A 20,381-nucleotide genomic window follows, 5' to 3' on the forward strand; every position below is an offset into this window, starting at 1 on the left:
GTCGCGGGCGACGCCGGGCGGCCGTTCCAGACGACCCTCCACGAAGGAGACCCATGAGTACGCCTCCTCCCGAGCAGCCCGGCCAGCAGCCCTACGGCCAGGAGCCCGGTCGACAGCCGGCCCAGCAGCCCTACGGCGAGCAGCCGTACGGTCAGCCCGCCCCCGGTCAGCCTTCGTCCGGCGGGCCTTCCTACGGTCAGCAGCCTCCCACCGAGAAGCGCGGGCTGGCCATCGCCGCGCTCGTGCTGGGCATCCTGGCGCTGCTCGGCTGCTGGATACCGGTCCTCAACATCGGCTCGATCATCATGGGTCTCGTCGGGCTGATCCTCGGCATCGTCGCGATCGCGAAGGCCTCCAAGGGCGAGGCCGGCGGCAAGGTCATGGCGATGGTCGGTGCGGCGCTCAGCGTCCTGGCGATCGTGCTCTCGATCGTCGTCAACGTGATCGCGTTCAACGCCGGCTCCACGTTCATCGACGAGAACCCCGAGATCCTGCAGGAGCTCGAGCAGGACATGGAGATGGAGATGGAGAACAGCTGACCCGACGGGACAGCCGCGACATTTCACCCGCGGCGCTCCGGCCGGACGCCGCGCACGCTCGGTATCGTCACGTCCTCCATCCCCCGACGAAGGACGACGCATGAGCACGCCCTCCTACGACGCGCAGGGCCCGACGGGCCAGCCCGCCGCACCGCCCAGCCCTTACACCGACCACGGCGCGCCGACGCCGTACGGGAACCAGCCGGCTGCCCCGGCACCGCCGAGCGGGCAGCCTCCGGCACCGGGTCCCTACGGGCCGCCGCAGCCGCGGCCGGCGTCGGAGCGCAGCGGGCTGGCCATCACGGCGCTCGTGCTGGGCATCGTGGCGCTGCTGGGCTGCTGGATCCCGTTCCTCAACATCGGCTCGGCCGTCATCGGCGTGGTCGGCGTCGTGCTCGGCATCATCGCCATCGTCAAGGCGGCACGGGGCACGGGCGGCGGCAAGGTCATGGCGATCATCGGTACGGCGCTCTCCGTCGTGGCGATCGCGCTGTCCATCGTCATCTCGATGGTGACCGCGGCGTTCGTCAGCAGCACCGTCGAGGAGCAGACCAGCCTGATCGAGCAGTCCCTCGAGGACGCCGGCATCGACTCCGAGGACGTCGACGCCATCACGTCGGGAGAGGCCACCAACGCCGGTGGTGTCGTCGGCTTCGACGAGACGTACACCTACGCCGACGGCCTGGCCGTCACCGTGACCGCCCCGGAGGAGTTCACACCCGGTGAGTACGCCGTCGGCGCCGAGGGCGAGGGCACCCCGGTCGTCTTCGAGGTCACGATCGAGAACGACACGGACGAGGTCTTCGACCCGGTCCTGATGTACCCGATCGTCGCCTCGGGCGGGTCGGAGTCCATGGCCGTGTACGACGACGGCATCGACATGATGCCGAGCTCGAAGATCCAGCCGGGCAAGTCGCTGACCTTCTCGGTCGCGTACATGGTCGCGGACACGGGCGACGTCCAGGTCGACCTGGAGCCGGGCTTCCTGGAGTACGAGACGCTCACCGTCACCAGCTGAGCCGATCTCGCCCGGTGACGACGCCCGCCCCCGCCGAGGTGCTCGACGGGGGCGGGCGTGCGCGTGCGGGGGACCTCAGGCCCGGGCCAGCACCTCGCCGTGCAGGATGGCGAACCAGCCGTCCGGCGAGTGCGCCCAGGTCAGCCAGTCCTGCGCGAGCTGCTCGAGCGCGACGTCGTCGGCCAGGTTGGACTCGACGGCCTGCCGCGCGAAGTTCGACTCGACGCACCGCTCGGCCCAGAGCTGACCCCACCACTCACGGTCGGTGGGCGTCGCGTAGCACCACGACGACGCGCTCGGCACGGTCCCGGAGACGTCGAAGCCGGCGTCCAGCACCCAGGAGAAGAGGCGGCGGCCGGCGTCGGGCTCGAACCCGTAGGCGTGCGTGACCTCGTGGTAGAGCGTGTTCCACTCGCGCAGGCCGGCGGACTCCGGGTACCAGGCCATGGCGGCGTAGTCGGCGTCGCGCACCGCGAGGAGACCGCCCGGCTTGGCGACCCGCTTCATCTCGCGCAGCGCCGCGACCGGGTTCGACAGGTGCTGCAAGAGCTGGTGGGCGTAGACGACGTCGAAGGTGTCGTCGTCGAAGGGCAGCTCGTAGGCGTTGGCCTGCTGGAAGCGGACGTTGTGGGCACCGATCGCCTCCGCGTGCGAGCGGGCGGCGTCGAGCACCGTCTCGGAGGCGTCCACGCCCACCACGTCGCCACCCGCGACGATGCGGCCGAGGTCGGTGGTGACGGTGCCCGGCCCGCAGCCGACGTCGAGCACGTGCATGTCGTCGCGCAGGTGGGGCAGCAGGAACCCGGCAGAGTTCTGCGCGGTGCGCGCCCGGTGCGCGCGCAGCACCGACTCGTGGTGCCCGTGCGTGTACGACTCGGACTCCTGGCTCGGCACCGTCTGGTGGGTGCTCGGGGCTTCGATCGCGTCGGAGAGTGCGGCGCCGTGCGGCTCGTCGGAGGCGCTCCCGCTCGGTCCGTCGGACGGGCTGCCGAAGCTCGGCGCTTCCGGGAACTCGGGTTCGGACTCCATCGGCAGATCGCTCATGTGCCCAACCTAGTGAACGCGCCGCGCCGAGACACCCTGTTCTCACGAGACGGACGCTGCGGGATCATCGGCGCATGGTCTCCGACGAAGGCGCCCCGGCCCCGGACGCACCGGCCGCGTCCCGCAGGTTCGTCCCGGCCCTGCGCCGGGCCGGGACGCGTCTGCGCGGTGGTCCCGGCCGGGTGCCCGGCCTCGACGTCGCCCGCGGCCTGGCGGTCCTCGGCATGTTCACGGCGCACGTCGGCGTCGTCGAGGGTCCGACGGTGTGGCTCACCGTCGCGGACGGGCGCTCGTCGATCCTGTTCGCGCTCGTCGCGGGCGTCTCGCTCGCCGTCGTCACCGGCGGGCCCCGCCCCCAGACCGGTGACGCCCTGGTGCACGCGCGCGCCTGGCTCCTGGTCCGGGCCGTGCTGCTGCTCGCCCTCGTGGGTCTCCTCGACCTGCTCGGGACGCGCGTGCTGCTCATCCTCGGGTTCTACGCCGCCTACTTCGTGCTCGCGCTGCCGTTCCTGCGCTGGGGCCCGCGCCGGCTGGCCCTCGCCGCCGCGGCGGTCACCGTCGTCGGCCCGCTGCTCGCCTACTGGGTGCCGGAGCACCTGGGCCGGGCCGGGCTGCGGGTGCCGCGGGACGGCTCCGGCGCACTGACGGACTTCCTGGTCACCGGCCACTACCCCGCCGTGGTGTGGATGGCGTACGTCTTCGCCGGGATGGCGATCGGTCGGTGCGACCCGCGCTCCGCGCGGCTGCGCGGCCGGATGGTGACCGGCGGGCTCGCGGCGACCGCGGTCGGATATCTCGCCTCCTCGTCGCTGGCGGTGGAGTTCGATCCGGGGTCCGCCGCCGGGTACCTCGTCCGGTCCGGGCCGCACGACGACACGTTCTTCGAGGTGGTGGGATCGGGCGGGTTCGCGCTGACGGTGCTCGGTCTGTGCCTGTACGCCGGACGCATCGGGTCGGTCGTGCTCGCGCCGCTGGCCGCCGTCGGGTCGATGGCGCTGACGGTCTACTCGTTGCAGATCGTCGCGATCTGGCGGTGGGACCTGGTGGAGGCGACGACCAACGGGCCGCTGACGGTGCTGGTCCTCGTGACCCTCGTGGCGGCGAGCGCCTGGCGGGCGCTCCTCGGGCGCGGACCGCTCGAACGGGCGATCACCGGCGTGGCGCGGCGGACGGCACCACCTCCGACGACGGACCGTCCGGCGGCCTGAGGAGCCGCCCGGCAGGTCAGCCGGCGTAGCGCAGCAGTGTCCAGAGCAGTGCCGAGAGGCCGACGAGCAGCCCCACGGCGGGGCCGTGCTGCTGGATCCAGGAGTCCTGGGGCACGTGTGGCGTGGGCTTGATGCCGTCCTGCTCCGCGTCGAGGTCCGACTGCGTTCCGATGGTGGCCATCATCACCACCTCCCGTCCCTTCGATCATACGCCGGACCGACCTACTCTGGCAGGGTGACGCCACCGGTCCCCGCACCCGCCGAGGCCCCCGAGCGCCTGCCGCGTACCGCCGTCGTACGCGACTGGCGCACCCGGGCCGCCGAGCACGCCGACCGTGCGGACGCACTGACGGCCGTCTGGCGCGACGCCCGCGACCGGGGCGAGAAGCACGCCGTCGAGGACTTCCTCTTCACCTACTACCCGACGCGGGTGAGCCACCTGCGGCGGTGGCACGCCGGGGCGGGCGCCGTCGTCCCCGTACCCGACGGCGACGAGCGGTACGGGTGGCGCTGGTACCGCGGCACGACGCTGCCCGACGGCGCGGACGGCGCCACGCTGGACGTGTCCGCGTTCCTCGCCGACCGGGGCGAGGCGGTGCGCTACGTCCGCTCGCTCGTCGGGGCGACGGCGGCACGGCCGGGGACGTTCGGCTGCTTCGGGCTGCACGAGTGGGCCATGGTGTACCGGGACGCCGCCGCCGGCCGCGACCACCGGCACCCGCTCCCCTTGCGGCTCGGCCATGACGGGACCGACGCCGTGGTGGAGTCCCACCGCATCGCCTGCTCCCACTTCGACGCCTATCGGTTCTTCACGCCGGAGGCCCGCGAGGCCAACGGGCTGCGCCCCACCCGCGAGCGCCAGGTCGCGATGGAGCAGCCGGGCTGCCTGCACGCCAACATGGACCTGTACAAGTGGGGGTCCAAGCTGGGGCCCGCCGTGCCCGGTGACCTCCTGCTGGACTCCTTCGAGCTGGCCCGCGACATCCGCTACACCGACATGGCGGCCTCGCCGTACGACGTGTCCTCGTACGGGGTCGAGGCGGTGTCGGTCGAGACGCCCGAGGGCAAGGCCGAGTACGTGCGCCGCCAGCGCGGTTTCGCCGATCGCGCGAACGCCCTGCGGCTCCGGATCGTCGAGGTGTGCGACCGGCTGCTGGCCGACTGACCGGCGTCAGGCGGTTCCGGCCCGGCGCGCGCGGTGCGCCGCCTGGGCGTTGCGGTTGGTGCAGGTGACCGAGCAGTAGCGTCGCGACCGGTTGCGCGAGAGGTCGAGCACGACGCCGGAGCAGTCCGCGTCGGCGCAGACGTCCAGCCGGGAGTGCTCGTCGGCACGGACGACGTCGACCATGGCCATCGCGGTCTCGGCGAGGATGCGGTCGGCCAGCGGGGCGTCGTCCTCGACGGCGTGCAGGTGCCAGTCCTCGTGCTCGTGGCGGACGAGGCGCGGCACGGCGCCGACCTCGGCGAGCATCGCGTTGACGAGCGGTGCGACGTCGTCACGGTCGGCGAGCAGCAGCTCCCGCAGCCGTGGCGCGAGGGCCAGCACGGCGTCCAGCTCACCCTCGGTGCCGTCGAGGCGCCCGGTGTAGCGGTGGCGCCGGAAGAACGCGTCGAGCTCCGCCACCGTGGTGAGGGTGGCCGGCGGCTCGGCAGCGTTGACGAGCTCCGTCGCAGACTGCAGCGCCTCCACGGCGTCAGGAGTGAAAGACATGTTGACACGTTATCAAGAGCGACCGTAGTGTCATGAGCCATGAAGCAAATGACGCCTGACGTCTCCGCCGCGCGCCGTCCGCGGACCAGCGCGGGGCTCGCTCTCGCCGTCGTCTCGGCGATCAGCTTCAGCCTCTCCGGACCGCTCGCCGGCGCCCTGTTCGACACCGGCTGGAGCCCCGGTGCCGTCGTCCTCGTGAGGATCACGATCGGCGCCCTGGTGCTGCTGCCGTTCGGCCTCGCGGCGCTGCGCGGCGACTGGGACGCCGTCCGGCGCAACGTCCGGCTCGTCACTCTCTACGGGCTGCTCGGCGTCGCCGCGACCCAGTTCTGCTACTTCGCCGCCGTGCAGCACATGCAGGTCGGCCCGGCCCTGCTGGTCGAGTACTCGGCACCGGTGGCCGTCGTCGTCTGGCTCTGGCTGCGCCACGGCCAGCAACCCGCGCCGGCGACCTTCGGCGGCATCGCGCTCGCGCTGGCCGGCCTCGTCCTGGTTCTCGACCTCACCGGCGCGCGTGTCTCCCTCGTCGGCACGGCCTGGGCGCTCGGCGCGATGGTGGGGGCCTCGGCCTACTTCCTCATCAATGCCCGGGCGGACACCGGGCTGCCGCCGCTCAGCCTCGCCGCCGGCGGGCTCACGGTCGGAGCGGTCGCGCTCGGGGCGCTCGCCGCCGTCGGGCTGCTGCCCGTGACCGCGTCGACGGCACCTGCCACGCTCGGCACGGCGGCGGTGCCCTGGTGGCAGGTGCTCGCCGTCCTCGGTCTCGTGACGGCCGGTGTCGCCTACGTGACCGGCATCGCGGCCGGACGTCGGCTCGGTGCACGCGTGGCCGCGTTCATGGGCCTGCTCGAGGTGCTCAGCGCAGTGCTGCTCGCCTGGGCGCTGCTCGGCGAGCTGCCGAGCCCCGTCCAGCTGGTGGGCGGAGCGCTCGTGCTCGCCGGCGTCGTCGTGGTCCAGCAGGGCGAGGCCGCCACGGCTCGCCGCGCGGAAGCCCTCGCCACGAGCGCCTGACCTCGGCGAGGATGGCCCGCATGGCCCTCCCCCTCGCCTCCGCTCCCCGGGAACCTGTCGCCGTCCCGGCCGCCGTCCGGGCGCTCGCCGCCGACGACGACGTCACCCCCGTGTGGCGCAACCAGCTCGGCGGGCTCACCTTTCGCCTCGTCGGCGCGGCCGGGACGCGGTACGTCAAATGGGTCGCGCACGGCACGCCCGAGCTCGACCTCGCCGCCGAGGCCGAGCGCCTCGCGTGGGCGGCGCGCTACACCGCGGTGCCCCGCGTGCTCGGCCGCGGGCACGACGAGGACGGTGCGTGGCTCGTCACCGCCGCGCTGCCGGGGCGATCCGCCGTCGACCCGGCCTGGAAGGCGCGGCCCGACGAGGCCGCCCGCGCGATCGGGGCCGGACTGCGGGCCCTGCACGACTCCCTGCCGGTGGACGCGTGCCCGTTCTCCTGGAGCGCTCAGGAGCGCGCCGACCGGCTGGACGCCGCCGCGCGCGAGCGGCTCGGCCCGATCCCCGCCGTGGACCGCCTCGTCGTCTGCCACGGGGACGCCTGCGCACCGAACACCCTGGTGGCCGACGACGGCGCACCGGCCGGGCACGTCGACCTCGGCACGCTCGGGGTGGGCGATCGCTGGGCGGATCTGGCGACGGCGAGCATGAGTCTGGGCTGGAACTACGCCGGCGACCACGAGGCCGCCTTCTTCGCGGCGTACGGCATCGCACCCGACGCGGAGCGGATCGCCTTCTACCGGGACCTGTGGAACCTGGGCTGATCACGCGCACCGTACGGGAGAACCCGTAGCGAGCACCCGCCGCGGGCGCGACGTTGACGGGTTTCACCCGATGCGCAGACTATTGCTGCGGCCTAGCGTCGAATTTGTCCAGAAACCTGACGAACAGGAGACGCACGATGCGATGGCGCACAGCACTGGTAGCCACGGTCACCGGACTGGTGGCACTGCTCGCCCCCTTGGCGGTCGCCCCCACCGCCAACGCCCACGGGTGGGTCACCAACCCGCCCAGCCGGCAGGATCACTGCAGCACCGGCAACCTGTCGTTCGACTGCGGCGGCCTGCAGTACGAGCCGCAGAGCGTGGAGGCCCCGAAGGGTTCCATGCAGTGCTCTGGCGGCAGCGGGTTCGACATCCTCGACGACGAGAGCAAGCCCTGGCCCCGCACCACCATCGACTCCTCGGTGACGATGCGCTGGCAGCTCACCGCGATGCACGCCACCAGCACGTGGGAGTACTTCGTGGACGGCGTGCTGCACCGCACGTTCGACGACGGCGGCGCGCGGCCCGGCGCCGTCGTCGAGCACACGCTCGACAGCCTGCCCGCCGGTGACCACACGATCCTCGCCCGGTGGAACGTCGCGGACACCGCCATGGCCTTCTACGCGTGCGTCGACGTGACGGTCGGCGGCAACGGTGGCGGCCAGCCCGACCCGGACCCCGAGCCGGACCCGGAGCCGGGTGACTGCGAGGCCGCAGCCTGGGACCCGTCGGCCGCGTACGTCAAGGGCGACGAGGTCGCCCACGACGGGCGCGAGTACGTGGCGAAGTGGTGGAGCCGGGGTGAGGACCCCTCCGCCGCCGGTCAGTGGGGCGCCTGGAGCGACCTCGGCGCCTGCTGACCCTCCGGTCGGCAGGTCTGGCTCCGGTCGGCAGCTCGTGCTGCCGACCGGAGCCGGACCTGCCGACCTGGCGTGCGACCCGGGCGGGACTGGGAGAATGGTCCCGATGACTGCCACCGACACTGCCGCCACCGCCTCGACCACGACCCCGCGCCCGGCCGGCATGCTGCTGCCCTACCTGCCCGCCCCGACGGGCAAGGCACCGGACGCGGACGTGCTCTTCGAGGGCTTCGGCGAGTGGGCGGCGTCCACGGGCCGGTCCCTCTACCCGCACCAGGAGGAGGCGCTGCTCGAGCTCATGACGGGCTCGCACGTGGTACTGGCGACGCCGACCGGGTCAGGCAAGTCCATGGTGGCGATGGGCGCCCAGTTCGCGGCCCTGGCAGCCCGGCGGTCCGGGCTCGGCGGGCGGACCTACTACACCGCGCCGCTCAAGGCCCTGGTCAGCGAGAAGTTCTTCGACCTGGTCGCGGCGTTCGGCTCGCGCAACGTGGGGATGATGACGGGCGACTCGGCGGTCAACGCGGACGCGCCGATCATCTGCTGCACCGCCGAGATCCTCGCCAACCTCGCACTGCGGCGAGGGGCCGGCAGGCCGGGCGACGACGACTTCATCTCCCAGGTCGTCATGGACGAGTTCCACTACTACGGCGACCCGCAGCGCGGCTGGGCCTGGCAGGTGCCCCTGCTCGAGCTGCCGCACACCCAGTTCGTGCTGATGTCCGCGACGCTCGGCGACACCACCCGGCTGCGCGAGGACCTCGAGGAACGGTCCGACCGCCCTGTGGCCGAGGTCGCCGACGCCGAGCGGCCCGTCCCGCTGACGTTCTCCTACGTCCAGGACCCGCTGCCCGAGGTGATCGAGGAGCTGGTCACCACCCACCGGGCGCCCGTCTACGTGGTGCACTTCACGCAGAAGGACGCCGTCGACCGCGCCCAGGCGCTGCTCAGCTCGAAGCTCGCCTCCAAGGAGGAGAAGGCCGCGATCGCGGCGGAGATCGGCGCGTTCCGGTTCGGCACCGGGTTCGGCAAGGTCCTGAGCAAGTACCTTCGCGCCGGGGTCGGCGTCCACCACGCCGGGATGCTGCCCAAGTACCGCCGACTCGTGGAGCGCCTCACCCAGCGCGGGCTGCTCAAGGTCGTGTGCGGCACCGACACGCTGGGCGTCGGCATCAACGTGCCCATCCGCACCGTCCTGCTGACGTCCCTGGTGAAGTTCGACGGCGAACGGATGCGGCACCTCACCGCCCGTGAGTTCCACCAGATCTCCGGACGCGCCGGGCGCGCGGGCTACGACACCCTCGGCGAGGTCATCGTCATGGCCCCCGAGCACGTCATCGAGAACCGCAAGGCCGTCGCCAAGGCGGGCGACGACCCGAAGAAGCTCAAGAAGCTGGTCCGCAAGAAGGCCCCGTCGGGCTCCGTGAACTGGACGGACTCGACCTTCGAACGCCTCCGCGACGCGCCGCCGGAGCCGCTGGCCAGCCAGTTCCACGTCAACCACGCCATGGTGCTCAACGTCCTCGCCCGCACGCGGGACGAGCGCGCCGCGGACGAGGCCGGGGCCGTCGACCCGGTCGAGGCGATGCGCCACCTGCTGACCGCGAACCACGACACCGCCGCGCAGCAGGCCGCGCACGTGCGCCAGGCGCTGCGCATCTACCGCTCCCTGCGGGTCGCCGGCGTGGTCGAGCGGGTCCGCGTCCCGGACCCGACGCGCCCGGCGGGCTACCGTCCCAGCGTCCGGCTCGAGGTGGACCTCCCCCGGGACTTCGCCCTCAACGCCCCGCTGTCGCCCTTCGCCCTGGCCGCGATGGACCTGCTCGACGTGGACTCCCCCACGCACGCCCTCGACGTCGTCTCCGTCATCGAGGCGACGCTGGACGACCCTCGCCAGATCCTCTACGGCCAGCAGCGCAAGGCGCGCGGCGTCGCCGTCGCGGAGATGAAGGCCGAGGGCATCGAGTACGAAGAGCGCATGGAGCTGCTCGAGGACGTCACCTGGCCCCGGCCGCTCGCCGAGCTGCTGGAACCCGCGTTCGCGCAGTACAAGCAGACGAACCCGTGGGTCGCCGGCGCCGAGCTCGCGCCCAAGTCCGTCGTGCGGGACATGCTCGAGCAGGCCATGACCTTCGCCGAGATGGTCAGCATCTACGGCTTGGAGCGCACCGAGGGCGTGGTCCTGCGCTACCTCGCCGACGCGTTCCGAGCGGTCCGCCAGGTGGTCCCCGACGAGCACCGCACCGAGGACGTGCACGAGGTCATCGAGTGGCTCGGTGAGCTCGTGCGGGGCGTCGACTCGTCCCTGCTCGACGAGTGGGAGCGGCTGCAGAACCCGGTGGACGACGACGCCGACACCGTCGTCGAGGGCGAGCTCGCCGAGGCCGGCGCCGAGGCTCCCGCCCGACCCGTCACCGGCAACCCTCGCTCCTTCCGCCGCCTGGTGCGCAACGCCATGTTCCGCCGCGTCGAGCTGGCCGCGCGCGAGGACTACGACGCCCTCGAGGCGCTCGACAAGGCCTCCGGCTGGGACGGCGACACCTGGGCCGACGCCCTGGAGGAGCTCTTCGAGGCCCAGGGCGACGACGCGATCGGGTTCGGCGCGGACGCCCGCTCCACGGCCCTGCTGACCATGCTCGAGCCGGGCGCCGAGCTCCCCGCCGGCGCTCCGCCGTGGGACACCCGGACCGTGCCGGCCGGCACGTGGTGGGTGCGCCAGGTGCTCGACGACGTCGACGGTGACCGCGACCGCGCGATCACCGCCCTCGTCGACCTCGCCGCGAGCGACGAGGCGGGCGCACCGGTGGTGAGCATCCTGCACGTGGGCCGGTTCGCGTAGAACGTCCGGCGCCGCCCGGATCGTCCCGGGAGAAGTTGCGGGTCAACCCGGGCGGCGGTGCAATCGGCTCAGAGGGAACACTCCCTCGCCTCGACGAGTCGGGAGGCTGCCATGGACAGCTCGACCATCATGTGGATCGTCATCGCGGTCGTCGTCGTGATCCTCCTCGCCCTGCTGGTGTGGTTCCTGGTGCGACGGTCACGCACGGCCACGGCGAAGCGGCGCGAGGCGGAGCAGGCGAAGGCCGCGGAGCTGCGCCGCGACGCCGAGAGCGAGCGCATCGCGGTGCAGGAGCGTGAGGCGTCCGCCGAGAAGCTCGACGCCGAGGCCCGCCTGCAGCAGGCCGACGCCGACCGCAAGGCGGCCGAGGCGGCACGGCTCCAGCAGGAGGCGCAGGACCGCAACGCCGAGGTCGGCGAGAGTCGGGCCGGAGTCGAGGAGCGGCTGCGCCGTGCCGACGAGCTCGACCCCGACCACCGGGCCACCACCGGCACCGTGAACATCCACGACACCGGCGAGGGGCACCAGCCGGAGCACCGCGCCGACGCGCCGCCGGACACTCACCGCGGGACGGCCGACCGCGAAGGCCGCCACCACACCTGAGCGGCGCCTGCCGTCACAGACCCGCGACACCCCGGGTGAGCGTGGCGACCCCGCCCACGTAGGCGAGCACGATGAGCACCCGGCGCGTGGCGCTCGCCGACACCCGCGGGGCGAGCGCCTCACCCAGCGCGAGACCACCGACGATCGCCACCATCAGCAGCACCCACTGCCACGGGTCCATGGTGGGGAACGAGGCGTCCGCCAGCACGAGCTTCGCGGTCAGCGCCGCCAGGGCGTTCACCGCGAAGAAGGGCTGCGCCGTCGCGGCGAACCGCTTCGGGTCCCAGCCGCTGAGCACGGAGTACACCGCCACCGGCGGCCCTCCGATCCCGGCCGCCACCGACCCGAACCCGCTCGCCACTCCCGTCACGGCCAGGGGCCAGCGGGACCCGGCGCCGAGCGGGTGCGCGCCCTCGCGCCGTAGGCGGGTCGTCAGCACGGCGAGCGTCATCGCGAGGATGACGACGACACCCACGGTCGCCTCGAGGGCGGGCGCGCTGACGCCCCGCAGCAGCAGCGCCGCCGGCACCGTGACCACCAGCGACGAGAGCGTCAGCCAGGCGAACTTGCGCCACTCGACGTCGCGCACCACCCGCCCGAGGATGATCGTCGAGGCGATGGCGCCCGAGAGGTTGACGAAGAGCACCCCTTCCAGCGGCCCCACGATCAGCACGATGAACGGCCCCGCCACCAGCCCGAAGCCCATGCCCGTCACCCGCTGCAGGATCCCGCCGACGAGGACGGCGAGGACGAGGAGGGTCAGCACGGCCCCACGGTACGCCGCGCCCGTACCACGGCGGTGCGCAGACCTGCCGGCGGCACGAGGACCGCGACGTCGGGCACACTGGGTGCCGTGGTCAGCAGGAGGACGGCGAGCGGCGGGACGCCCGCGCTGCTCGCGCTGGAGAAGGCCGGGGCCGCGTACGCCCTGCACCCGTACAGCCACGACCCGACGAGCGGGCTGAGCTACGGCGCGGAGGCCGCGGCGGCGATCGGAGTCCCGGCCGAGCAGGTGCTCAAGACGCTGATGGCGGACGTCGACGGCGAGCTGGTCGTCGCCGTCGTCCCCGTCACCGGCTCGCTGGACCTCAAGGCGCTCGCTCGCGCCGCGGGCGGCAAGCGGGCCGGGATGGCGGAGGTGGCCCGAGCCCAGCGGGCCACCGGGTACGTCGCGGGCGGCATCTCACCGTTGGGGCAACGGACCCGGCACCGCACCGTCCTGGACGCCTCGGCCGAGGCCTTCGACGTCGTCTACGTCTCCGCGGGCCGCCGCGGGCTGGACGTCTCGCTGGCACCGCACGACCTGGTGCGGCTCACCGGCGCGACCCTCGCGACGATCGGCCGCTGAGCCGGTGGACGCTCCGCACCCCGCGGCCCCACCGGACGTCCCGGTTCAGGCGCGCTGGTAGGTCGGGTAGCGCGCGTCGCTGGGCACGATGTCCTTGCCGAGCGGCAGCAGGGACACCGGGATCATCTTGAGGTTCGCGATCGCGAGCGGGATGCCGATGATCGTGACCGCCTGGGCGATCGCCGTCAGCACGTGGCTGATGGCGAGCCAGATCCCCGCGACGACGATCCAGATGATGTTGCCCAGCACCGACCAGGCGCCCGCCTGCGGCTTGTCCACCACCGTGCGGCCGAACGGCCACAGCGCGTACCCGGCGATCCGGAACGACGCGATGCCCCACGGGATCGTGACGACGAGGATGCAGCAGATGATGCCCGCGGCGGCATAGCCGAGCGCGAGCACCAGTCCCCCGAAGACGAGCCAGATGATGTTGAGCAGTGCCTTCACGTCTCCCATGATCCCACCTCCGACGGGGGTGCGGGATCCGGGGGCACCCTGAGCGCACCCCGGCGTTCGTAGACTGGCTCCATGCCTTCCCTCCACGACCGGCTCGCCGCGGTGCGCGCGCGGGTCGACGACGCCGCGACCGCAGCGGGACGCGACCCCTCCGCGGTGCGCGTGCTGCTCGCGACCAAGACCCAGGACGCCGGGACGGTCCTCGCCGCGGTCGCGGCCGCGACCGACCTGGCGTCCTCCCGCGGCGACGACGGCCCGGTGCTGCTCGGCGAGAACCGCGTCCAGGAGCTGGTCGCGAAGGCGCCCGACCTCGCCGGTCTCGTCGCGGCGGGCCGGGTCGAGGTGCACATGATCGGCAACCTGCAGCGCAACAAGATCAACCAGATGCTGCCGACGGTCACCGGCCTGGAGACGATCGACCGGGCCGCGCTGGCCGACGCCCTGGCCGGGCGTGCGGTGCGCGCCGGCCGCACGCTCGACGTCATGGTGCAGGTCAACGTCTCCGGCGAGGAGAGCAAGTCCGGGGTGGCGCCGTCGGGCGCCGTCGCGCTGGCCCACCACGTGGCCGGGCTGGACGGCCTGCGGCTCACCGGCCTCATGACCATCGGCGCGCGCTCCGACGACGACGGCGTGGTGCGGGGCGGGTACGCCCGGTTGCGGACGCTGCGCGACGAGATCCTGGCCAGCGGCGCGCCCGGGACCGCTGCGGCGCACGACCTGTCGATGGGGATGTCCGGCGACCTGGCGCCGGCCGTCGCCGAGGGCGCGACGATCGTGCGCGTGGGCACCGGCGTCTTCGGTGCGCGGCCTACCCCGGCGTAGGCGAACCCGGCTCGCGGTGTCCCGCCCCGCGGGCGAGGAGGTCGACGGCGGCCTCCGCGTTGACCCGGCCCGTCCCGCAGGCGAGCACGACGGCGGCGCGAGGCCGGGCCGTGGGACCTCTGCGTCCCGGCCAAGACCTCGTTGTCCGTGGCGGCGCTGTTCGGATAGGTAACAAACGTGGAGAATAGTTTCCCTCGCGCCGCTTGCCCTGAACCATAGTGTCCTCGGGCGACGAGGGAAAGTCCGGTCCCGACTTCGTGACCGGACGGTGACCTCACGGGACCCGGTGGATCCACTCCTGCGTCGCGAACTTGGTGCGCACCAGGTCCTCCGCACGCTCGAGCTCGTCGGGACGCAGCGCCGAGTCGGTCGTGCGGTAGCGGCTGCGGAAGTGCTTCTCGAACGCGTCGAGGATCGCCTCGCGCGACAGGCCCGTCTGCGAGCGCAACGGGTCCACCCGCTTGTTCGCGCTGCGGGTGCCCTTGTCCGACAGCTTCTCGCGGCCGATGCGCAGCACCTCGAGCATCTTGTCCTGGTCGATGTCGTAGGCCATCGTCATGTGGTGCAGCACCGCTCCCCCGGCGAGCCGCTTCTGTGCCGACCCCGCCAGCTTGCCCACCGCGGACGCGACGTCGTTCATACCGGAGAAGTGCGCCTCGACCCCGACGTCCGCGAGCGCACCGAGCACCCAGTCGTCCAGGAACGCGTACGACCGCTCGAAGCTCATCCCGTCCACGAGGGAGGCCGGCACCACGAGCGAGAACGTCACGCAGTTGCCCGCCTCCATGAACATCGCACCGCCACCGCTGATGCGCCGCACCACCGTGACGCCGTGCTCGTCCACCCCGTCGTCGTCGATCTCGTTGCGGTAGGACTGGAAGGACCCGATGAACACCGCCCGCTCGTCCCACTCCCAGAACCGCAGCGTGGGGCCGCGTCGGCCCTCCGCCAGCTCCTCGGTCAGCACCTGGTCCAGGGCCGCGAGCGTCCGCGGCGGCAGCGGTCCAGGACGCAGCACCTCGAACGTGTGGTCGTCCCAGGAGGTGGCACGCCCGAGGGCCCGGCGCACGGCCACCGCGACCGCCCACGGGTCGAACCCGACGAGCGCGACGGGACCGGCCAGCAAACCTTCGGCCTCCGCGGCACGGAGCCCTTCCTCGACGGCGGCGGCCAGGTCGCGGGCCGAGGTCTGCTCGGGCAGACCGATCAGCGCCGCATCGATGACGCCCAACGCCTCGTCCGGCTCCAGGAAGAAGTCGCCGCTCAGGCGGACGTCGACCAGCCGACCGTCCGCGACATCGACGTCGACCGCCACGAACTTGCCACCGGGAACCTTGTACTCTCCTCGCACGGGTCCACGGTAGCCCTCGACACGCTCGCCCGGTGCCACGGATGAGACCCTGTGCCTGTGACCTCGAACGGTGCACCCCGCGCACGACACCGACCCTCGGGAACGACGACGGACGGTGACGTGCTCGTCCGGCTCAGGCAGGTACAGCCAACACTTCCACCCGCCGAGAAGCGCGTCGCCGAGGCCGTCCTCGCGGCCCCCACCGCCGCCGTCGGCGCCACGATCTCCGAGCTGGCGGCCCGGGCCGGCGCCTCCCAGGCGACCGTGGTGCGCTTCTGCCGGGCCGTCGGCTACACCGGCTACGCCGGGTTCCGCATCGACCTCGCGCAAGCCACCAGCCGCCGGGCGGTCGAGCTGGAGCGCTCGGGCGTCGCCCAGGGAGAGATCAACCGGACCGACGACGCCACCGACGTCGTCTCCAAGATCGCCTTCCACGAGGCGCGCGCGATCGAGGAGACCGCGCGGCTCCTCGACCTCGACGCGCTGGAGAGGGCGGTGGCCGCCGTCGCCCGCGCCGACCGCATCGACGTGTACGGCGTCGGGTCGTCCGGGCTGACCGCCCAGGACCTCGCGCAGAAGCTGTCCCGGATCGGCCTCGTGTGCCTCGCACCCGTGGACTCGCACCAGCAGCTGCAGTCGGCCGCGCTGCACGGCGCCGGCTCCGTGGCCGTGGCGGTCTCCCACACCGGCCGTACGGTCGAACCGGTCCAGGCGCTCACCCTGGCCCGGGAGCGCGGCGCCGTGACGATCGCCGTGACCAACTCCCCCACCTCACCGCTGGCCGAGGCGGCCGACGTCGTGCTGACGACCGCCGCACGCGAGACCCAGTTCCGCTCCGGCGCGCTGTCGAGCCGGATCGCACAGCTCGCCGTCGTCGACTTCCTGTTCGTGCGCGTCGCGCAGCGTCGGTACGAGTCCACGACCGCCGCGTTGGCGGTCACCTACGACGCGTCCAGCAGCACCGCACGGACCCTCGCCCGCGGTGAGGTCGGCGCGGCCGGGACCTCAGTGCGGCTCGGCGCCGGCGTGCACCAGCCCGTAGACGTGCGCGTCGATCAGCGCCTCCCAGGCCGCCTCGATGATGTTCGGGCCGACGCCGACGGTCGACCACGTGTGGTGCCCGTCCGTGGTCTCCACCAGGACACGCGTCGTCGCGTCCGTGCCGTGCTCGGCATCCAGGATGCGCACCTTGAAGTCGACCAGGTCGAACTTCTCGATCTGCGGGTAGACGCGCGTCAACGCGTGGCGCAGCGCCTGGTCGAGCGCGTTGACGGGTCCGTTGCCCTCACCGGTGACGACGATGCGCTCGCCTCCCGCGTGCAGCTTCACGGTGGCCTCGGCCAGCGCCTCGGCGTCGCGCCGGTCGGCGTTCGCGACCCCGCCCTTCCGGCCGCCCGAGGTCTCGACGATCGCCCGCCACGACTCGATCCGGAAGTAGTGCGGCCGGTCCCCGGTGAGCTCCTCGCGCAGGATCAGCTCGAACGAGGCGTCCGCCGCGTCGAACGTGTAGCCCTGCGCCTCGGCCTCCTTGACCCGTGTGGTGACCCGCGTGAGCAGCTCGCTCTGGCCCGCCAGGTCGAAGCCGAGCTCGCGGCCCTTGAGCTCGATCGACGCGCGCCCGGCCATGTCGGAGACCAGCATGCGCATGTCGTTGCCCACGGCGGTCGGATCGATGTGCTGGTACAGGTCCGGGTCCACCTTGATGGCGCTGGCGTGCAGACCCGCCTTGTGGGCGAAAGCGCTCGCCCCGACGTAGGGCTGGCGCGCGTAGGGCGCGATGTTGGTGATCTCCGCGACGGCGTGCGCGATCCGCGTCGACTCGGCGAGCCCGTCGCCGGGCAGCGTCGAGATGCCGCTCTTGAGGGCGAGGTTCGCCACGACGGCCAGGAGGTCGACGTTGCCGGTGCGCTCGCCGTAACCGTTCACGGTGCCCTGGACGTGCGCGCAGCCGGCCTCGACGGCCGCCAGCGTGTTCGCGACGGCGCAGCCCGAGTCGTTGTGGGCATGCATCCCGAGCAGCGCGTCCCCCGGCAGCGCGTCGCGGCCGTGCGGCATCCCGAGGGACTCGCGCAGCTCGGTGACCACCTCCCCGACCCAGGACGGAAGCATGCCGCCGTTCGTGTCGCAGAGCGCCACGACCTCCGCGCCCGCCTCGAAGGCCGCCGCGACCGCGGAACGGGTGTAGCCGGCGTCGTACCGGTATCCGTCGAAGAAGTGCTCCGCGTCGACCACGACACGGCGGCCCTCGCCGACCAGGAACTCCACGGTGTCGCGGATCATCGCGATGCCCTCGTCCGGCGTCGTGCGCAGCGCACGCTCGACGTGGCGGACGTCGGACTTGGCGACCAGCGTCACCACCGGGGCCTCCGAGTCGAGCAGCGCACGCACCTGCGGGTCGTCCCACGCCCGGGTGCTCGCCTTGCGCGTCGAGCCGAACGCGGCGAGCACCGCGTTCCGCAGATCGACCTCCTTGGCCACGCGCCGGAAGAACTCCGTGTCCTTCGGGATGGCGCCGGGCCAGCCGCCCTCGATGAAGCCCACCCCGAGCTCGTCGAGGAGCGGCGCGATCGCGAGCTTGTCCGCGACGGAGAGGTTCATCCCCTCCTGCTGCGCGCCGTCGCGCAGGGTGGTGTCGTACACGTGGAACGGGGCGGCGGCCATCGGTGGCTCCCGTAGGTCGATAGGGCTACAGCTCTGGACAACAAAAAAGACCCTCCGGGTACGGAAGGTCTGCGCGTCCGGTCAGGTGAACCGGACGCGCTAGCTAATGAGGCGGCAGCGCGTGTGGCGCCGGAAAGCACGAGTCATGGGTCACATAATGCCACAGGGCTTGTGGAAGGTCACCCGTGTGTCCACCGGGTGGGCGAGACGCAGGTGTGGTCGGCTAGGGGCGTCGACGACACGAGGAGGACGACAGTGAGCGATCCCCAGCGGCCCTACGGCTCGGATGACCCCACCCGGAGCATGGGACGGGTGCCTTCCGGCCAGGAGCCACCCGGCGTCGTCCCACCGGCCGGCCAGCCGGCCTGGGCACCGGCCGAGCCGCTGCCACCCCAGCGGCCGCAGCTCGACGTCGGCCGGTACTGGGCCGGCGCCGCCGCGACCGTCCTGGTCTGCACGCTCCTCGGGCTCGCCGCCTCGGTGATCTTCGACGAGGTGTTCGACATCGGTCTCTACGCGCCGCCCGACGCGATCGGCGCCGGCAACGACGCGTCATGGGCAGGCGCCGGGGCCGTGTTCGCACTGCTGGCCGCCGTGGTGCTGCACCTGCTGGTCGTCATCGCCCCGCGCCCTCGGATGTTCTTCGGGTGGCTCGTCGGGCTGACCACCGTCATCCTCGCCGTGCTGCCGTTCACCGGGAACCCTGATCCTCTCCCGGGGGCCATGACGGGTCTGGTGTGGGTCATCCTCGGCCTGGCCGTGTCGTCCATGCTCGGGTCGGTGCTGAGCCGCACCCTGTCGATGCCCGTCACGACCACCTGACCGACCTCTCGGCGGCGTCGCCGGTGAGGTGTGCGAGCAGCGCCACGGCCTCCGCCTCCACCGCGCACCACGCCGCCCCGTCGACATACGACGGCGACCGTGACCCGCGTCGTCACGGCCACTCGGCGGCCCTCGGTCTCAGGCCAGGCGGCGCATCCAACCGTGCCGGTCCGCGGCGCGACCGTACTGGATGTCCGTGAGCTCGGTGCGGATCTGCATCGTCAGCTCACCGGGCTCACCGGTGCCGACGGTGTGGTCGAACGTCCCGCTGGCCAAGCGCCCGACCGGTGTGATGACGGCGGCGGTGCCACAGGCGAAGACCTCTCGCACGGTGCCGTCCGCCAGCCCTGCGACCACCTCGGCCAACGGGATGCGGCGTTCGACGACGTCGCGCCCGCGGTCCGAGACGAGCTGCAGGATCGACGAGCGCGTGACCCCCTCGAGGATCGACCCGGTGAGCTCGGGCGTGTGGACGCTGCCGTCCGCCATCACCACGAAGACGTTCATCCCGCCGAGCTCCTCGAGAAAGGAGTTCGTGACGGCGTCGAGGAAGCACACCTGGTCGCAGCCATTCTGCTGCGCCTGCGTCTGCGGCAGCAGGCTCGCGGCGTAGTTGCCCCCGCACTTGGCGTCGCCCGTGCCCCCGGGACCGGACCGGTGGTAGTCCTCGGCGACCCAGATGGAGACCGGCCTGACACCGCCCGCGAAGTACGGGCCGACGGGTGAGGCGATGCACAGGTACTCGACCTCGGCCGCGGGCCGCACCCCGAGGAACGCCTCGGAGGCGAACATGAAGGGTCGCAGGTACAGGCTCGAGTCCTCACCGCCGGGCACCCACGCCCGGTCGGTGCGGACGAGCGCCGCGATGGAGCCGATGAAGTCGTCGACCGAGAGGGCGGGCAGCGCGAGCCGGTGCGCGGACCGGGCGAACCGCGCCGCGTTCGCGTCCGGACGGAAGGTCCAGACAGAACCGTCGGCGTGCTTGTACGCCTTCATTCCCTCGAAGATCTCCTGCGCGTAGTGCAGGACGGCGGTGGCCGGGTCGAGCTGGAGCGGGCCGTACTTCTCGATCCGTCGGTCCAGCCAGCCGGTGTCCTGACGCCAGGTGATGCGCGCCATGTGGTCGGTGAAGACCGTGCCGAAGCGTGGTTCGGCGAGCGCTGCCTCCCGTTCGGCGTCGGGAGTCGGCGCGTCGGACTGCTCGACGTCGAACAGGGCGACGAGGTCCTCGAGCTCGGCGGGGAGGATGGCGGAACTGTCGGTGCTGGTCATGTCTGCGGACCCTTTCGCGTGCGGACCTGTGTAGTGTTCCACGGCTTCACCG

General features: G+C 72.6%; 20 protein-coding genes and 1 pseudogene. 13 read left to right on the forward strand and 8 right to left on the reverse strand.

Annotated elements, in window-relative coordinates:
- Nucleotides 1-53: 53 nt before the first annotated feature.
- Nucleotides 54-539, forward strand: coding sequence for a DUF4190 domain-containing protein (locus ACWAT2_RS03545; RefSeq protein ID WP_402370882.1), 486 nt, complete (start codon nt 54-56; stop codon nt 537-539).
- A 100-nt stretch (nt 540-639) separates the two neighbouring features.
- Nucleotides 640-1,557: a DUF4190 domain-containing protein gene (locus ACWAT2_RS03550; RefSeq protein WP_402370879.1), complete on the forward strand. Its 918-nt coding sequence runs from the start codon at nt 640-642 to the stop codon at nt 1,555-1,557.
- A 75-nt stretch (nt 1,558-1,632) separates the two neighbouring features.
- On the opposite strand, the gene ACWAT2_RS03555 is transcribed toward ACWAT2_RS03550, so the two are convergent.
- Nucleotides 1,633-2,451: a class I SAM-dependent methyltransferase gene (locus tag ACWAT2_RS03555; RefSeq protein ID WP_402372070.1), complete on the reverse strand. Its 819-nt coding sequence runs from the start codon at nt 2,449-2,451 to the stop codon at nt 1,633-1,635.
- A 224-nt stretch (nt 2,452-2,675) separates the two neighbouring features.
- Here ACWAT2_RS03555 and ACWAT2_RS03560 point away from each other — a divergent pair, with 224 nt between their 5' ends.
- Entirely contained in the window at nt 2,676-3,809 is a 1,134-nt protein-coding gene (locus tag ACWAT2_RS03560; RefSeq protein ID WP_402370877.1) for a heparan-alpha-glucosaminide N-acetyltransferase domain-containing protein, read from the forward strand.
- A gap of 16 nt (nt 3,810-3,825) precedes the next feature.
- Here ACWAT2_RS03560 and ACWAT2_RS03565 read toward each other — a convergent pair whose 3' ends face one another.
- Nucleotides 3,826-3,990 (reverse strand): hypothetical protein, encoded by a 165-nt coding sequence (locus ACWAT2_RS03565; protein ID WP_402370875.1) that lies wholly within the window; start codon nt 3,988-3,990, stop codon nt 3,826-3,828.
- 54 nt (nt 3,991-4,044) lie between these two features.
- Here ACWAT2_RS03565 and ACWAT2_RS03570 point away from each other — a divergent pair, with 54 nt between their 5' ends.
- Nucleotides 4,045-4,974: a 3-methyladenine DNA glycosylase gene (locus ACWAT2_RS03570; RefSeq protein ID WP_402370872.1), complete on the forward strand. Its 930-nt coding sequence runs from the start codon at nt 4,045-4,047 to the stop codon at nt 4,972-4,974.
- A gap of 6 nt (nt 4,975-4,980) precedes the next feature.
- Here ACWAT2_RS03570 and ACWAT2_RS03575 read toward each other — a convergent pair whose 3' ends face one another.
- Nucleotides 4,981-5,520, reverse strand: a complete 540-nt coding sequence (locus ACWAT2_RS03575) for a CGNR zinc finger domain-containing protein (RefSeq protein ID WP_402370870.1) — start codon at nt 5,518-5,520, stop codon at nt 4,981-4,983.
- Between the two features lie 39 nt (nt 5,521-5,559).
- On the opposite strand from ACWAT2_RS03575, the gene ACWAT2_RS03580 reads away from it, so the two are divergent.
- The 5 genes from ACWAT2_RS03580 (at nt 5,560) to ACWAT2_RS03600 (ending at nt 11,597) form a co-directional block, all read left to right on the forward strand.
- Complete coding sequence (locus ACWAT2_RS03580; protein ID WP_402370868.1) at nt 5,560-6,531, forward strand: EamA family transporter; 972 nt, start codon at nt 5,560-5,562, stop codon at nt 6,529-6,531.
- A 20-nt stretch (nt 6,532-6,551) separates the two neighbouring features.
- The gene (locus ACWAT2_RS03585; RefSeq protein ID WP_402370866.1) at nt 6,552-7,295 is read left to right on the forward strand and encodes a phosphotransferase; all 744 of its coding nucleotides are present in this window, start codon (nt 6,552-6,554) and stop codon (nt 7,293-7,295) included.
- A 137-nt stretch (nt 7,296-7,432) separates the two neighbouring features.
- A complete protein-coding gene (locus tag ACWAT2_RS03590; RefSeq protein WP_402370863.1) occupies nt 7,433-8,155 on the forward strand; it encodes a lytic polysaccharide monooxygenase in 723 nt (240 codons plus the stop codon).
- A gap of 106 nt (nt 8,156-8,261) precedes the next feature.
- Nucleotides 8,262-10,994, forward strand: a complete 2,733-nt coding sequence (locus tag ACWAT2_RS03595; protein ID WP_402370861.1) for a DEAD/DEAH box helicase — start codon at nt 8,262-8,264, stop codon at nt 10,992-10,994.
- A gap of 111 nt (nt 10,995-11,105) precedes the next feature.
- Nucleotides 11,106-11,597 (forward strand): hypothetical protein, encoded by a 492-nt coding sequence (locus tag ACWAT2_RS03600; protein ID WP_402370858.1) that lies wholly within the window; start codon nt 11,106-11,108, stop codon nt 11,595-11,597.
- Between the two features lie 13 nt (nt 11,598-11,610).
- Here the strand turns inward: ACWAT2_RS03600 and ACWAT2_RS03605 are convergent, their stop codons facing one another.
- Complete coding sequence (locus ACWAT2_RS03605) at nt 11,611-12,363, reverse strand: sulfite exporter TauE/SafE family protein (protein WP_402370856.1); 753 nt, start codon at nt 12,361-12,363, stop codon at nt 11,611-11,613.
- Nucleotides 12,364-12,450: 87 nt separating this feature from the next.
- Between ACWAT2_RS03605 and ybaK the strand changes: the two genes are divergently transcribed.
- A complete protein-coding gene (gene ybaK / locus ACWAT2_RS03610) occupies nt 12,451-12,945 on the forward strand; it encodes a Cys-tRNA(Pro) deacylase (protein WP_402370854.1) in 495 nt (164 codons plus the stop codon).
- Nucleotides 12,946-12,990: 45 nt separating this feature from the next.
- Here the strand turns inward: ybaK and ACWAT2_RS03615 are convergent, their stop codons facing one another.
- The gene (locus ACWAT2_RS03615) at nt 12,991-13,392 is read right to left on the reverse strand and encodes a YccF domain-containing protein (protein WP_402372069.1); all 402 of its coding nucleotides are present in this window, start codon (nt 13,390-13,392) and stop codon (nt 12,991-12,993) included.
- Nucleotides 13,393-13,473: 81 nt separating this feature from the next.
- Here ACWAT2_RS03615 and ACWAT2_RS03620 point away from each other — a divergent pair, with 81 nt between their 5' ends.
- Nucleotides 13,474-14,223: a YggS family pyridoxal phosphate-dependent enzyme gene (locus ACWAT2_RS03620; RefSeq protein WP_402370851.1), complete on the forward strand. Its 750-nt coding sequence runs from the start codon at nt 13,474-13,476 to the stop codon at nt 14,221-14,223.
- Nucleotides 14,224-14,497: 274 nt separating this feature from the next.
- On the opposite strand, the gene lplAB is transcribed toward ACWAT2_RS03620, so the two are convergent.
- On the reverse strand, nt 14,498-15,574 hold the full coding sequence (gene lplAB / locus ACWAT2_RS03625; protein WP_402370848.1) for a lipoate-protein ligase LplAB: 1,077 nt from the start codon (nt 15,572-15,574) through the stop codon (nt 14,498-14,500).
- Nucleotides 15,575-15,694: 120 nt separating this feature from the next.
- Between lplAB and ACWAT2_RS03630 the strand changes: the two are divergent.
- Nucleotides 15,695-16,456: pseudogene (locus ACWAT2_RS03630) on the forward strand (MurR/RpiR family transcriptional regulator); the annotation flags it as partial.
- A gap of 123 nt (nt 16,457-16,579) precedes the next feature.
- Here the strand turns inward: ACWAT2_RS03630 and cimA are convergent.
- Nucleotides 16,580-18,235 carry a citramalate synthase gene (gene cimA / locus ACWAT2_RS03635; RefSeq protein ID WP_402370846.1) on the reverse strand — a complete coding sequence of 552 codons (1,656 nt, stop codon included), beginning with the start codon at nt 18,233-18,235 and terminating at the stop codon, nt 16,580-16,582.
- Between the two features lie 312 nt (nt 18,236-18,547).
- Between cimA and ACWAT2_RS03640 the strand changes: the two genes are divergently transcribed.
- Nucleotides 18,548-19,057 (forward strand): hypothetical protein, encoded by a 510-nt coding sequence (locus tag ACWAT2_RS03640; protein WP_402370844.1) that lies wholly within the window; start codon nt 18,548-18,550, stop codon nt 19,055-19,057.
- A 138-nt stretch (nt 19,058-19,195) separates the two neighbouring features.
- Here ACWAT2_RS03640 and ACWAT2_RS03645 read toward each other — a convergent pair whose 3' ends face one another.
- The gene (locus ACWAT2_RS03645) at nt 19,196-20,329 is read right to left on the reverse strand and encodes a branched-chain amino acid aminotransferase (protein WP_402370841.1); all 1,134 of its coding nucleotides are present in this window, start codon (nt 20,327-20,329) and stop codon (nt 19,196-19,198) included.
- Nucleotides 20,330-20,381: the final 52 nt, after the last annotated feature.

It is taken from the genome of Isoptericola sp. GX10416, from assembly GCF_056590155.1.

Excerpts from the sequence above, each read along its gene's own strand:
- ACWAT2_RS03585 (WP_402370866.1), top strand. The coding sequence starts at position 6,552 with ATGGCCCTCCCCCTCGCCTCCGCTCCCCGGGAACCTGTCGCCGTCCCG.
- ACWAT2_RS03550 (WP_402370879.1), top strand. The coding sequence starts at position 640 with ATGAGCACGCCCTCCTACGACGCGCAGGGCCCGACGGGCCAGCCCGCC.
- ACWAT2_RS03590 (WP_402370863.1), top strand. The coding sequence starts at position 7,433 with ATGCGATGGCGCACAGCACTGGTAGCCACGGTCACCGGACTGGTGGCA.
- ACWAT2_RS03565 (WP_402370875.1), bottom strand. The coding sequence starts at position 3,990 with ATGGCCACCATCGGAACGCAGTCGGACCTCGACGCGGAGCAGGACGGC.
- ACWAT2_RS03560 (WP_402370877.1), top strand. The coding sequence starts at position 2,676 with ATGGTCTCCGACGAAGGCGCCCCGGCCCCGGACGCACCGGCCGCGTCC.
- ACWAT2_RS03580 (WP_402370868.1), top strand. The coding sequence starts at position 5,560 with ATGAAGCAAATGACGCCTGACGTCTCCGCCGCGCGCCGTCCGCGGACC.
- ACWAT2_RS03545 (WP_402370882.1), top strand. The coding sequence starts at position 54 with ATGAGTACGCCTCCTCCCGAGCAGCCCGGCCAGCAGCCCTACGGCCAG.
- ACWAT2_RS03575 (WP_402370870.1), bottom strand. The coding sequence starts at position 5,520 with ATGTCTTTCACTCCTGACGCCGTGGAGGCGCTGCAGTCTGCGACGGAG.
- ACWAT2_RS03595 (WP_402370861.1), top strand. The coding sequence starts at position 8,262 with ATGACTGCCACCGACACTGCCGCCACCGCCTCGACCACGACCCCGCGC.
- ACWAT2_RS03620 (WP_402370851.1), top strand. The coding sequence starts at position 13,474 with ATGCCTTCCCTCCACGACCGGCTCGCCGCGGTGCGCGCGCGGGTCGAC.
- ACWAT2_RS03645 (WP_402370841.1), bottom strand. The coding sequence starts at position 20,329 with ATGACCAGCACCGACAGTTCCGCCATCCTCCCCGCCGAGCTCGAGGAC.
- cimA (WP_402370846.1), bottom strand. The coding sequence starts at position 18,235 with ATGGCCGCCGCCCCGTTCCACGTGTACGACACCACCCTGCGCGACGGC.
- ACWAT2_RS03600 (WP_402370858.1), top strand. The coding sequence starts at position 11,106 with ATGGACAGCTCGACCATCATGTGGATCGTCATCGCGGTCGTCGTCGTG.